Annotated in this window: 12 protein-coding genes and 1 pseudogene; all 13 read left to right on the top strand. The window is 38.1% G+C overall.

What is annotated here, in order from left to right; translation table 11 throughout:
• Positions 1-176: 176 nt before the first annotated feature.
• The 13 genes and pseudogenes from AC0UMU_RS02770 (at position 177) to AC0UMU_RS02710 (ending at position 14,527) form a co-directional block, all read left to right on the top strand.
• On the top strand, positions 177-1,460 hold the full coding sequence (locus AC0UMU_RS02770) for an O-acetylhomoserine aminocarboxypropyltransferase/cysteine synthase family protein (RefSeq protein WP_278716631.1): 1,284 nt from the start codon (positions 177-179) through the stop codon (positions 1,458-1,460).
• A gap of 371 nt (positions 1,461-1,831) precedes the next feature.
• On the top strand, positions 1,832-2,455 hold the full coding sequence (locus AC0UMU_RS02765) for a TetR/AcrR family transcriptional regulator (protein ID WP_278716633.1): 624 nt from the start codon (positions 1,832-1,834) through the stop codon (positions 2,453-2,455).
• A gap of 32 nt (positions 2,456-2,487) precedes the next feature.
• Positions 2,488-3,747 (top strand): TolC family protein, encoded by a 1,260-nt coding sequence (locus AC0UMU_RS02760; protein WP_278716635.1) that lies wholly within the window; start codon positions 2,488-2,490, stop codon positions 3,745-3,747.
• 1 nt (position 3,748) lies between these two features.
• Positions 3,749-4,660, top strand: a complete 912-nt coding sequence (locus AC0UMU_RS02755; protein WP_270737746.1) for an HlyD family secretion protein — start codon at positions 3,749-3,751, stop codon at positions 4,658-4,660.
• Entirely contained in the window at positions 4,653-5,600 is a 948-nt protein-coding gene (locus tag AC0UMU_RS02750; protein ID WP_437124597.1) for an ABC transporter ATP-binding protein, read from the top strand. Before AC0UMU_RS02755 ends, AC0UMU_RS02750 begins: the two co-directional genes overlap by 8 nt.
• Positions 5,601-5,623: 23 nt before the next feature.
• Positions 5,624-6,355 (top strand): annotated as a pseudogene (locus tag AC0UMU_RS02745) (ABC transporter ATP-binding protein); the annotation flags it as partial.
• A 1-nt stretch (position 6,356) separates the two neighbouring features.
• A complete protein-coding gene (locus AC0UMU_RS02740; protein ID WP_270737745.1) occupies positions 6,357-7,463 on the top strand; it encodes an ABC transporter permease in 1,107 nt (368 codons plus the stop codon).
• A 1-nt stretch (position 7,464) separates the two neighbouring features.
• Positions 7,465-8,583: an ABC transporter permease gene (locus AC0UMU_RS02735; RefSeq protein ID WP_195596043.1), complete on the top strand. Its 1,119-nt coding sequence runs from the start codon at positions 7,465-7,467 to the stop codon at positions 8,581-8,583.
• Positions 8,584-8,649: 66 nt separating this feature from the next.
• Positions 8,650-9,552: a helix-turn-helix domain-containing protein gene (locus tag AC0UMU_RS02730; RefSeq protein WP_278716638.1), complete on the top strand. Its 903-nt coding sequence runs from the start codon at positions 8,650-8,652 to the stop codon at positions 9,550-9,552.
• A gap of 261 nt (positions 9,553-9,813) precedes the next feature.
• Entirely contained in the window at positions 9,814-11,847 is a 2,034-nt protein-coding gene (locus AC0UMU_RS02725) for a dipeptidyl-peptidase 3 family protein (RefSeq protein WP_270737710.1), read from the top strand.
• 130 nt (positions 11,848-11,977) lie between these two features.
• Entirely contained in the window at positions 11,978-12,667 is a 690-nt protein-coding gene (locus tag AC0UMU_RS02720) for a DNA alkylation repair protein (RefSeq protein WP_270737707.1), read from the top strand.
• Between the two features lie 66 nt (positions 12,668-12,733).
• Complete coding sequence (locus AC0UMU_RS02715) at positions 12,734-13,204, top strand: Fur family transcriptional regulator (protein ID WP_009317283.1); 471 nt, start codon at positions 12,734-12,736, stop codon at positions 13,202-13,204.
• A gap of 51 nt (positions 13,205-13,255) precedes the next feature.
• The gene (locus tag AC0UMU_RS02710) at positions 13,256-14,527 is read left to right on the top strand and encodes an adenylosuccinate synthase (protein ID WP_270737705.1); all 1,272 of its coding nucleotides are present in this window, start codon (positions 13,256-13,258) and stop codon (positions 14,525-14,527) included.
• The last annotated feature ends 51 nt before the right edge of the window (positions 14,528-14,578 follow it).

The raw sequence follows: 14,578 nt of genomic DNA, 5'->3' as shown, positions 1-14,578 counted from the left end.
ATAGAGTTCTTTCTAAAGAACAGATATATCGATTCTTATCGGACAAATAATTCTATTTATAACCACGCTTTCTTATTTTATATTACAATACACCTCTACACATCATTATCATCAATAATTATTTCTATTTTTGTACCCGACATAAACATTGCCAATATTATAAAGTAAATTTAAATATGGAAAAAAAATTCAGCCGGGCAACTCTTTGCGTACAAGGAGGGTGGAATCCGAAAAAAGGAGAACCGAGAGTATTGCCGATTTATCAGAGCACGACATTCAAATATGAAACCAGTGAACAAATGGCAAAATTGTTCGATCTGGAAGAGTCTGGTTATTTTTATACTCGATTACAAAATCCTACTAATGATGCCGTAGCTGCAAAGATCGCAGCTTTAGAAGGGGGTATCGGAGCCATGCTAACTTCATCGGGACAAGCGGCTAATTTTTATGCTATTTTCAATATATGCCAAGCCGGAGATCATTTCGTATGTTCTTCCACCATATACGGCGGAACATACAACTTATTCGGCGTAACCCTAAAAAAATTAGGAATAGAATGTACTTTCGTCAATGCCGACGACAGTGAAGAGGAGATCAGCAAAGCTTTTCGCCCGAATACCAAAGCTTTGTTCGGTGAAACCATATCGAACCCAAGCATAGATGTGCTCGATATTGAAAAGTTTGCTCGAATTGCACATAAACACGGTGTTCCCCTAATCGTTGACAATACTTTTGCCACTCCGATAAATTGTCGTCCGTTCGAATGGGGAGCTGACATCGTAACTCATTCCACAACAAAATATATGGACGGGCATGCAACTTGCGTAGGCGGAGTTATCGTCGATAGCGGAAACTTCGACTGGGAAGCTCAGGCTGATAAATTTCCGGGGTTGACGCAACCGGATGAATCGTACCACGGACTGACTTATACTAAAGCTTTCGGGAAAATGGCTTATATAACTAAAGCCACAGCTCAGCTAATGCGTGACTTAGGTTCTATACAATCTCCTCAAAACGCATTTTTACTAAATCTCGGACTGGAGACTTTACATTTACGTGTACCCCGGCATTGTCAAAATGCACAAAAGGTTGCCGAATACCTTGAGGCTAACGATAAAGTCGCATGGGTAAATTATTGCGGATTAAAAAGCAGCAAATATTATGAATTAGCACAGAAATATTTGCCGAACGGCTCTTGCGGAGTAATTGCATTCGGTTTGAAAGGAAGCCGTGAAGATGCTATAAAATTCATGGATAGCTTAAAATTAGCTTGTATCGTAACACATGTGGCAGATGCACGCACATGTGTACTTCACCCGGCAAGCCACACTCATCGTCAACTTACCGACGAGCAATTGATCGAAGCAGGAGTTGCTCCCGATCTGATTCGCTTATCGGTTGGTATTGAAGATGTAAATGACATAATTGCCGATATAGAACAAGCTTTGGCTAAATTTTAAGAGCCTGTACAAATTTTACATATTCTTTTTTCCGGAATGTGTAACTTGCGATTATTATGAATAGTAAAAAGCTTGATACACAAATCGTATCATAGATCTTTTTACTATTCGTATTTTTTCAAATCAAATTCTTTCCACTTTAAAAGCAAATTTAATCTTTAAAGCTGTTTTTTTCTGGCAATTAATTATCACATAATTTCTTAAGAACTCTAAATTTCCCGATAAGAAAATATTATCAGGATTTTTTAATAAAAATAAACTTTCAATCGTTGCGCAAATTGAAATTTATATTTTCATTTGCATATCCTAATAATATTATTAAACATACTAATTAAACAATTGTATTAAATAAATATATTAATAATATAGAAATGGCAAATACCGAAACTAATCATGACATGGAGCAATCAATATTAAAGGTTGCCGAAGAGCTTTTTTTAGACAAAGGTTTTAACCGTACTTCAACAACTGAAATCGCACGAGTTGTAGGATGTAACCAAACACTGATACACTATTATTTCCGTACGAAAGAAAACTTGTTCAACCGTATTTTTGAGAAAAAATTAGAACAAACAATCCCTCAACTTTTCGAATTAAGTCAACAAAAAGTCTCTTTTCTCGAAAGAATACGACAAGTTATAGAAATCCATTTTTCTATCTTACAACAAAATCCGAAACTACCGAGAATGATCTTGAACGAACTCGGCACTGATCCTAAACGTACCGAATGGTTAAGAAGTTTGCTATTAGAAAAAGCAAAACCTTACTATATGCAATTTGAAGAAGAACGAAAACAAGCTATTCAAAACGGAGAAATACGACCGATAGAACCGATTACCTTGCTCCTCGACATTCTATCCATGAATGCTTTCATATTTCTCGTCTATCCATCTTTTTGCAATATAACGGGAATAGAGCTCGGAGACTTCGAAAAGGTTGCAGAAACTCGAAAAAAAGAAGTAATCACTCTTATCACTAACGGCCTTCGTCCATAAATAAATTATAAGTTCTAACAAAAACAATTCCTATGAAACGTTTTTTTATTTTAGGTGTTTTCTTTTCCTGCTTACCGGTTTTTTCCGGTTACGGACAACTATCTTTAGAAAGTTGTCAAAAAAAGGCGATAGAAAATTATCCGCAAATCAAACAATACGGATTGATAGAGCAAACGCGGGAATACAATCTATCCAATGCAAACAAAGGTTACCTGCCTCAACTCTCTTTCTCAGCTCAAGCCACCTATCAATCGGATGTCACGGAGATTCCTATTCAATTGCCGAATCTTAATATCAAGGAATTGAATAAAGACCAATATAAAATTGCCGTTGAATTAAATCAAGTCATTTGGGACGGAGGTGCTATCCGCTCTCAAAAAAACAACCTTCAAGCCTCGTCCGATGTCGAGAATAAAAAATTAGACGTAGAAATGTACGAGTTAAACGACAGAGTCAACCAACTCTATTTCGGCATTCTTCTTATCGATGAACAGTTGAAACAAAACATACTGTTACAGCAAGAGCTGGAAAGAAACTACAGACAGATAGAGTCGTACATGATAAATGGTATTGCTAATCAAAGCGACTTGGATGCCGTGAAAGTAGAGCAGATCAACGCCAGACAACGCAATACGGAATTACAAACCGGACAAGATGCTTACCTCCGGATGCTCGGTGCAATGATCGGGGAAAATATTTCGGACAGCAAAACACTGGAAAAACCGACTGCGACATTGCTTTCCAGTAATGAGATAAAGCGCCCCGAACTACAACTTTTCAAGGCTCAACACACTTTGTTAGAATCCCAGAAAAAAATTCTATCAGCCTCGAATATGCCTAAATTAGGTTTATTTATACAAGGTGCATACGGAAATCCCGGCTTAGACATGCTAAAAAATGAGTTTACACCTTACTACATAGCAGGGGTACGGTTATCTTGGAACTTCGGGACTCTTTATACTAAAAAAAATGAGAAAAAAATCATCGATACGAATATCCGGAATAATCAAATCGGACAAGAAACATTCTTATTCAACACTCGCCTGCAAATGCTTCAGGAAAACAGCGAAATAAAAAAAATCAAAGAACTTATGAAAGAAGATGATCAAATCATCTCATTACGTGACAACATAAAAAAGGCGGCTGAAATAAAAGTGAAAAACGGGACATTATCGGTAACCGAACTTTTGCGGGAAATCAATGCGGCAGATCAAGCCAGACAATCTAAACATTTACATGAGATACAATATTTAATGGCTATATATAATTTAAAAAATACAACAAACAATTAATATGAAAAAGATATATCAATACGGAATATTATCAGGCTTTCTCGCTTTATATGCCTGTGGAAATAATAGTGACAACATGGACGCTTCAGGGACTTTTGAGGCCACCGAAGTAATCGTTTCTGCCGAAGCTAACGGGAAAATAGAACAGCTCGATATCGAAGAAGGGTCTATCGTAACTGCCCGACAAAAATTAGGCTATATCGATACGGTACAGTTATTTCTGCAAAAAGAGCAACTATTAAAGAATATCCGTTCTGTAGAAAGTAACCGTCCGGATATAAACAAACAAATTGCGGCTACAAGACAGCAAATTGCGACCGCCCAAATCGAACAAAGGAGGATTATCAATTTGCTTAAATCGAATGCTGCCAATGAAAAACAATTAGATGACATCAATGGACAGATAGCTGTTCTGGAGAAACAACTGAAAGCTCAGGAATCTACATTACAAAACAATAGCAACAGCATTACAGAGCAAAGTTCGGCTCTTGAAATTCAAGTTGCACAAATAGAAGACCAACTAAAAAAATGTTCTATCAGCAGTCCTATCAACGGAACCATACTCACCAAATATGCCGAAGCCGGAGAATTGGCAAATACAGGAAAACCTCTTTTCAAAGTTGCCGACATCGAAAATATGTATCTCAGAGCATATATTACTTCTGTTCAACTGTCCCAAGTCAAAGTAGGGCAAAAAGTAACGGTAATATCGGATTACGGTGATGGGAAACGGAAAGAATATCCCGGTATCGTCACATGGATCTCTTCTCAATCGGAATTTACTCCCAAAACAATATTGACTAAAGACGAACGGGCAAACCTCGTTTATGCGGTAAAAATAGCAATAAAAAACGATGGTTATGTAAAAATAGGGATGTACGGAGAGGTAAAATTCACCTCGAATAATGACTGACTACCAAAAACAAAGTCCTATGCAAGCTATCGAAGTAAATAATATCAAAAAATCTTACGAAAACAAATATGCTCTCGGACAACCGGACTCTAAAGAAGGCATTTCATTTTCGGTATCTCAAGGTGAACTGTTCGGTATCATAGGTCCGGACGGTGCCGGGAAAACGAGTTTGTTCAGAATATTGACAACTCTTATCCTGCCAGACAGCGGAACAGCCTCCGTCGATGGACTGGATATAATAAAAGATTATAAAGAGATCCGTAATCGTGTCGGATATATGCCCGGTAAATTTTCTCTATATCCCGACTTATCGGTAGAAGAAAACCTCAAATTTTTCGCATCTGTCTTTCAAACTACTATTCAAGAGAATTATCATTTAATAAAAGATATTTACCAACAGATAGAGCCGTTTAAAGACAGAAAAGCCGGAGCTTTATCCGGAGGGATGAAACAGAAGCTGGCTTTAAGTTGCGCACTCATTCACAAGCCTTCGGTCCTGTTTTTAGACGAACCGACTACCGGTGTAGATCCTGTTTCCCGCAAAGAATTCTGGGAAATGCTGAAACGATTAAAAAATCAGGGTATTACAATACTCGTATCTACACCTTACATGGATGAGGCCCGTTTATGCGACAGGATTGCCCTAATCAAAGAAGGCAAATTCATAGGAATAGATACACCCGAAAACATTACTGCCGGCTTCAATAAAACCTTATGGTCGGTACAAAGTAACAAAATGTTCAAATTATTGACAGATTTACGGTCTCATCCCTCTATCGACAGTTGTTTTGCATTTGGTGAAACACACCATGTCACCTTAAAAAACAATGAATTAACGATAAATGATTTATGCAGATGGCTACAACAAAAAGGTCATGAGGAAATTTTAATTCAAGAAATTAAGGCTTCTATAGAAGATTGTTACATGCAGCTTGCTTAAAAACGGATGATATGAACGAAATTGTTATTGAAACAGAAAACCTGACCAAGACTTTCGGAAATTTTACGGCAGTAAACCACATCTCTTTCAAGGTTTTTAAAGGTGAAATTTTTGGTTTTTTAGGGGCTAACGGTGCTGGAAAAACAACTGCGATGAGAATGCTTTGCGGCCTTAGCAAACCGACTTCAGGAAAAGGAAAGGTTGCAGGGTTCGATATATACCGACAAGCCGAGAATGTAAAAGAGAACATCGGATACATGAGTCAGAAATTTTCACTTTATGAAGACCTAAAAGTATGGGAAAATATACGGCTTTTTGCCGGAATATACGGAATGAACGACCGTCAGATTTCCGAAAAAACGAATATTCTTCTAAAACAACTCGGATTTGAAAGCGAACGGAATACTTTGGTAAAAGAACTTCCCCTCGGCTGGAAACAGAAACTCGCGTTTTCGGTATCTATTTTTCACGAACCGAAGATCGTATTTCTCGATGAACCGACCGGAGGCGTAGACCCTTCGACACGACGTCAATTTTGGGAACTGATCTATCAGGCCGCTGATCGGGGAATAACAGTATTCGTCACGACACATTATATGGATGAAGCGGAATATTGTAATCGAGTCTCGATAATGGTCGATGGACGCATCGACGCATTAGATACTCCCAAGAACTTGAAACAGCAATTTAAAGCAGAAAGCATGGAAGATGTCTTCCAGCAATTAGCCCGCAAGGCAACTCGTAAAGCAGATTGATATGAAACAATTTATAGCTTTTGTACATAAAGAATTTTATCATATTTTCCGGGATATCCGGACAATGATGATTCTCCTCGGAATGCCGATCATACAAATTATTATTTTTGGGTTTGCACTCAATACCGATATAAAGGACATACGGGTCAGCATACTGAACCCAAACGAAGATATCGTCAGCAGAAAAATAATAGAGCGAATAGACGCCAGCGAATATTTTATCGTAGATCGCTATCTGCATACCAGCAACGAAATAGAAAAAGAGTTTAAAGAGGGCAAAGCGGATATGATAATCGTATTCAGCGAACAGTTTAGCAGCAAATTATTGCACACCGGAGAAGCCGGCATACAAATTATTGCCGACGCAACCGATCCCAATACGGCAAAAACATTCACTCAATACGCTGCAAGTATCATTGCTGCCAGCCAGCAAGAACTGACTCTCGGCAACAATATCCCTATGCATATCACCTCAAGCATAAAATTATTATATAATCCTCAAATGAAGAGTGCATATAATTTTGTACCGGGTGTTATGGGGCTCATTCTGATGTTGATATGCGCAATGATGACATCTATATCGATTGTCCGGGAAAAAGAAATGGGGACAATGGAGGTATTGTTGGTTTCTCCGATGAGACCTATCTTTATCATTTTGGCAAAAGCAGTCCCTTATTTCGTTCTTTCCTGTGTAAACTTGTTTACCATACTTATTTTATCAGTTTACGTTTTGCATGTTCCTATTGCCGGCAGTTTATTCTGGCTGATTATCGTATCTCTCCTTTTCATTTTCGTATCATTATCTCTCGGGTTGTTGATCTCGACTTTGACAAAAACACAGGTAGCGGCTATGCTGGCTTCGGGAATGATATTGATGATGCCTACCATGTTGCTTTCCGGAATGATATTCCCGATAGAAAGTATGCCTCCCATACTACAATGGATATCGCACATCATTCCGGCAAAATGGTATATAATGACCGTAAAAAAACTGATGATCGAAGGGGTAAATGTCTCTCTTGCATGGCAAGAAATATCAATTCTCATGTTTATGTCCATAATATTAATTACTATAAGTCTAAAGAAATTTAAAAACAGACTCGAATAATATGAAAATAAAATACCTCATAGAAAAAGAGTTCAAACAGATGATCAGGGACTCATTCATGCCGAAATTAATATTGATCTTTCCGTGCATGATGATGATATTGATGCCTTGGGCGGCAGACCTTGAAATAAAAAATATCAATCTGGGGATAGTGGATAATGACCATTCGGATTATTCCCGAAGGCTCATACACAAGATAAATGCATCCGAATATTTCCATTTAAAAGAAATATCTCCGACATATAACGAAGCCATGCAGTCGATAGAAAAAGGTTCTATCGACATTATTCTCGAAATACCGCCTTTTTTTGAAAAGGACCTTATCAAAGAAAAGAATGCAAACGTACTGATCTCCGCCAACACTGTAAACGGAACAAAAGGAGGACTGGGTAGTTCTTATATGATGGAAATAATAAACAGTTTTGCCGGAGAAATACAACAAGAGTGGCTAAATTCAAGTAATGCGGGTAATCTATCGGCAAACGTAAATATTTCGGTGCAGAACCGTTTCAACCCACACTTAAATTACAAATTCTTTATGGTACCGGCACTCATGGTAATGTTACTGACCATGCTTTGCGGATTCCTTCCGGCACTAAATATAGTAAGTGAAAAAGAAATAGGAACTATCGAGCAAATCAATGTAACTCCGGTAAGCAAGTTTACATTTATCCTTGCCAAATTGATACCTTATTGGATTGTCGGTTTCATAGTACTGAACATATGCTTCCTATTGGCCAAAGTATTATATGGAATCTCGCCTGTCGGAAGTCTGTTCACATTATACTTTTTTTCACTGATTTTCATTGTTTTAATCTCCGGATTCGGCTTGATTATTTCAAACTATTCAGGTACTATGCAACAGGCGATGTTCGTCATGTTCTTCTTTATGATTATTCTGATTCTGTTAAGCGGACTGTTCACTCCGGTCGCAAGCATGCCTGAATGGGCACAAACAATAGTCATATTTAATCCCTTAAAATACTTCATTCAAGTAATGAGAGCTGTTTATCTGCGCGGAAGCGGAATAGCTGAATTAATACCACAACTGACAGCATTATTAAGTTTTGCCGTGACACTTAATATATGGGCGGTTCTAAGTTATCGGAAAAACTCATAAAAGATTATCTAAAGGCAAAGAAACTGATAAAGTTATTTCAATATGATATATCAAAAAACAACGGACATGGTACAAATAAAAAAATGCACATTCGAGCATATGACGAAATCATACCCCTGCAAGGAGAAAAGCGTGCTTGACGGTTGCATGATAATGCGACAGAGTATAAAACCAGAAGATGTACAATCACCTTTCCAAGTTGAAGCTTATGCCTTACTATTTTGTATCAGCGGAGAAGTAAACATAATATCAGACTTAAGATCATACACCGTAACTCCAGGTACATTGTTCGTATATTTGCCCAATAATATTATAAAAATAGATTGCAAAAAGGAGAGTATCATAAGCGAGGTGATCTTAGCATCCGACTATTTAAGAAAGAATTTTTTGCAATGGAATAAAATATCTCCTTTATTCATCCAAACAGCAAATAACCCGGTCATCACCATTCCGACAGACAGAAGAGATGAACTCATCCGAATGTTGGATAATATACAGGAACGAATAAAAACCGCTACATGCTCGGAATGGAACAGAAAAGCTTATCATGCAGCTTTAAAAACCTTCTTATATGACATAATCAGTCTGGCCAATAATCCCGAGTTTCTCGAAATCACAAACATTCACCAAAGTAGAAATCAAGATTATTTCGCACGATTTATGCAATTGGTCTCACAATACTGCAAAAAAGAAAGAAAGGTTCATTTTTATGCATCGAAATTATGTATTTCTTCTAAATATTTATCAACTATAATCAAAGAAGTAAGCGGGAAAACACCTTCAAGGTGGATAGACGAGGTCATTATGTCAGAAGCTATTTTTCTTTTGAAATATTCCAATGCAACGGTTCAAGAAATAGCTTTTCAAATGAATTTCCCGAATCCGTCCTTTTTCGGTAAGTTTTTCAAACGTTACACCGGTTTTTCACCCAAAACTTACCGAAACAACGCAACTTTAACCATTTCATAAAAATGAAATAATCTTCTGCATAAAAACACAAATCTTAGCGCCAGTCTATAACGATGGTGGCAGTATCTGTACATTTTCCCTATCGATAGGGAAAATGATTATTCATATGAATTTATTCCAAATCAACCCCAAGCAAAATTTAAGACAGGCTTTTACTTCTATAAACTATATTCATTAGAGTTTTACTAATGAAACTTTTTTCTTTAACCTGAAGATTGTACATTTGCATATACATTGAAACACAGATCAAACAAAATGACAATGAAAAAAACTATTTGTATGATGATAGCCGCAGCTACATTTTCAACATCTGTCGAAATATCGGCAACTGAAAAAAATTTCTATTCGGTTGAAAAATTTGCAGATCTGGAAATACTTCGTTATAAAGTTCCGGGATTTGAAGACTTGACACCTAAACAAAAAGAATTAGTCTATTATCTTTCTCAAGCCGCATTGCAAGGACGAGATATTCTATATGATCAAAACGGGAAATGGAATCTGGCTATCCGTCGGACTCTCGAGGCTGTTTATACCCAATATAAGGGAGACAGAAACAGTAAAGATTTTAAAGCTTTGGAAAAATATCTGAAACAAGTATGGTTTGCCAATGGAATACACCACCACTATTCTACGGATAAATTTAAACCCGAATTCAGCCAAAACTTCTTCGTTCAAGCAGTCAGCTCTATACCGGCTCAGTCTTTGCCTTTAAAAAAAGGAGGAAGCATTAAAGATTTACTGAACGACATCACTCCGGTAATGTTTAATCCCAAGATTATGACAAAACGGGTAAATCAAACCGAAGGAGAGGATCTTGTCGCAACTTCTGCAGGGAATTATTATGACGGAGTCACTCAGGCCGAAGCCGAAGCTTTTTATAATAACATGAAAAATCCTGCCGATCCCACTCCTATTTCATACGGATTGAACAGCCGTCTGGTTAAACGGAACGGAAAAATACAAGAACAAGTTTATAAAGTCGGAGGTCGTTATTCCGAAGCTTTAGAAAAAGTCGTTTATTGGCTTGAAAAAGCTGCTGCCGTTGCAGAAAACGACCAGCAAAAAGCAGTAATCGAAAAACTGATTTCTTACAATAAAAGCGGTGATTTAAAAGAATTTGACGAATACGCAATCCTTTGGGTCGGAGATCTGAACTCTGACATTGATTTTGTAAACGGATTTACCGAAACCTACGGAGATCCTCTTGGCATGAAAGCCAGCTGGGAAGCATTGGTCAACTTTAAAAATAAAGAAGCTTCGAGACGTACCGAGATCATCAGTAACAACGCTCAATGGTTCGAAAGCAACTCTCCGGTAGATAACCGGTTTAAAAAAGAAAACGTGAAAGGTGTATCGGCAAAGGTAATCACCGCAGCTATTCTTGGAGGAGACTCTTATCCTTCTACTGCAATCGGAATCAATCTTCCGAACTCCAACTGGATACGTCACGATCACGGTTCAAAATCTGTAACGATCGAAAATATTACAGATGCTTACGATAAAGCGGCACAAGGAAATGGCTTTACAGAAGAATTTGTATGGAGCGATACAGAACGCAATTGGATAGAAAAATACGGATTTCAAGCCGATAATTTGCATACCGACCTGCATGAGTGTCTCGGGCATGCTTCCGGGAAATTACTCCCGGGTACAGATCCCGATGCATTAAAAGCCTATACCTCTACTCTCGAAGAAGCACGAGCAGACTTATTTGCCCTCTATTATATCGCCGATCCGAAAATAGTATCTCTCGGACTCCTGCCAACAGCAGATGCTTATAAGTCGGAATACTATAAGTACATGATGAACGGCCTTATGACTCAACTGACCCGTATCGCTCCCGGTAAAAACATCGAAGAAGCGCACATGCGTAATCGACAATTGATCGCAGCTTGGGTATTGGAAAAAGGTGCTCAGGATAAAGTTGTAGAATTTAAAAAGAAAAACGGAAAGACATTTGTCGTTATAAACGATTACGACAAAATGAGGACATTATTGGGCGAATTGCTGGCAGAAATACAACGCATCAAATCTACGGGAGATTATGAAGCCGGAAAGAATCTTGTGGAAACTTATGCCGTAAAAGTAGACCCCGATCTTCATAAAGAAGTATTAGCCCGTTACGAGAAATTGAACATTGCTCCGTATAAGGGATTCATTAATCCTGTATATACCCCCGTAAAAGATAGTAACGGAAATATCACAGACGTAAAAATCTCATACGATGAAGGATATTCTGAACAAATGTTACGGTACTCAAAAGACTATTCTCCCTTACCTACTTATAACGATTAGAAACTCATAAACAATAATATGGAAAACGGATAATTTCAATTATGAGATTATCCGTTTTTTATATTTTATATTGAGTAAAAATAAAAATTCTACGTACCTTTGAAACAAGCTATTTTATATCTTAACTTTTATGGAGGAAACTTTACGGGAAATAAAAAAACGATTCAGAATGGCAATGAACGGAATCGTTTCTACAAGTATGCGAGAAAAAGGGATGGGCTACCGGATTAATTTCGGTCTCACCCTTCCATTGATACGCAATATCGCAGAATCATATACCCCCAATGCAGAATTAGCCCAATATCTTTGGAAAGAACAAATAAGAGAATCGAAAATGTTAGCTACATGGCTATACCCGGCAAATGAAATGAATCCGGACAAAGCCCAACAATGGGCTGAGGAGATTCCCTATCCTGAAATTGCAGACATCTGTTGCATGAATTTATTTATCAAACTCCCGTTTGCAATACAAAAAGCAAGCGAATGGGTCACATCGGACAAAGATATTCTTCGCTATACAGGATACCAATTATTTAACCGGCTAATGATGCAAAACAGGTATCCGGACAAAACAGTAGAAGAAAATCTCATATCCTCAGTCTTAAACCAAGACGACCGGGAAATCTCCTCAATACGAATAGCGGCACTCAATTGCATAAAACGGCTGATGCACAGAGACCTTCAAACAGCAAAACATACAGCCGACATATTTCGCCATATATCCGAAACAGGAAATGACAGACAAAAAAGATTTGCAGAAGAGATCTTACTGGAATATGAATTTTGCAAAGACACTCTTTTTCCGACGCAAGATAAATGAACTAATGTTTCATTGTTCTTGTTATAAAAATTAATTATCTTTGTCCTGTTTCCTACAAATGACACCATGCCGGAAGATAAAACGAAAGAAATCGTAAGACAAAAACTTACTCAATATTTAGAAGCGAAAGGTCATCGCAAAACTCCTGAGCGCTATGCCATATTGGATAAGATATATTCGACGAACGAACACTTCGATGTTGATTCGCTTTATGACATTATGTCTCAAAGCGAATATCGGGTAAGCCGGGCAACCATTTACAATACCGTAGACCTGCTTGTCGATGCCGGTCTGATAAGGAAACATCAATTCGGTTACAATCCCGCCCAGTACGAAAAATCGTATAATATGGTCAGCCATCATCACCTGATCTGTACAAAATGCGGGAAAGTACAGGAAGTGAAAGATCAAGAGCTATTAAATGTATTGGCAAACAAAAAATTCGGGAAATTTACAACTTCATATTATGCCTTGTATGTATATGGCCTATGTAACCGTTGCAATCAGGCAGAACGAAAAAAAGCATCTCGTAAATAGCCCTTATTTTTTCAAGAACAAGAAAGTTTATATAAAATTAGGAATATACGTATGAAAGTAGATGTGCTATTAGGTTTACAATGGGGCGACGAAGGTAAAGGAAAAGTAGTCGATGTGCTAACCCCTAAGTATGACGTTATCACCCGTTTCCAAGGAGGCCCAAATGCAGGACACACTTTGGAGTTCGACGGTCAAAAATATGTACTCCGCTCTATTCCTTCAGGTATTTTTCAAGGCGGAAAAGTAAATGTAATCGGTAACGGAGTTGTTCTCGATCCTGTTCTTTTCAAACAAGAGGCCGAAGCTCTGGCAGCCAGCGGACATGACCTGACACAAAGATTATACATTTCGAAGAAAGCACATCTTATACTCCCGACTCATCGTATATTAGACGCAGCATACGAAGCTGCTAAAGGCGACTCTAAAATCGGAACGACAGGTAAAGGCATCGGCCCTACCTATACCGATAAAGTAAGCCGCAACGGATTGCGAGTAGGTGATTTGTTACACAACTTCGAGGAGAAGTATGCCAAAGCCAAAGCCCGACATGAATCTATTTTAAAATCACTTAATTATCAATATGATGTTACAGAACTCGAAAAACAATGGTTCGAGGCTCTGGAATATTTGAAAAAATTTAATCTCATCGACAGCGAACACGTCGTAAACGGATTTTTAAAAGAGGGTAAATCGGTTCTTGCAGAAGGAGCACAAGGGACTCTGTTAGATGTCGATTTCGGTTCATATCCTTTTGTGACTTCTTCAAATACCATTTGTGCCGGTGCTTGTACGGGACTCGGTATAGCACCTAACAAAATCGGGAATGTTTACGGTATTTTCAAGGCATATTGCACTCGAGTAGGGAGCGGTCCTTTCCCCACAGAGTTATTCGATGAAACAGGCGAAAAGATGTGTAGTATCGGGCACGAGTTCGGAGCTGTAACCGGACGTAAGCGTCGTTGCGGATGGATAGATCTCGTCGCCTTGAAATATGCCATTATGATAGACGGCGTTACACACCTCATCATGATGAAAAGCGATGTGCTCGACACATTCGAAACGATAAAAGCTTGTGTTGCTTATAAAATTGATGGTAAAGAGACAGAAGAGTTTCCTTTTGAAATCGATGATTCTATCGAACCGGTATATGTAGAGCTCCCAGGATGGAAATGCGATATGACCAAAATGCAAAGTGAAGACGAATTTCCGGAAGAATTTAATGCTTATATCTCATTCTTAGAAGAGGAGCTGCAAGTTCCGATCAAAATCGTTTCGGTAGGTCCTGATCGTGAACAAACAATTGTGAGATATACAGAAGAATAAAACTGCTCTTTAACAAAGTAATCGGGTGGGATTTGATTCCACCCGATTACT

The organism is Coprobacter fastidiosus (assembly GCF_982245605.1).
The sequence above is the reverse complement of the archived record's forward strand: the minus strand, read 5'-3'. Positions and strand labels throughout refer to the sequence as shown.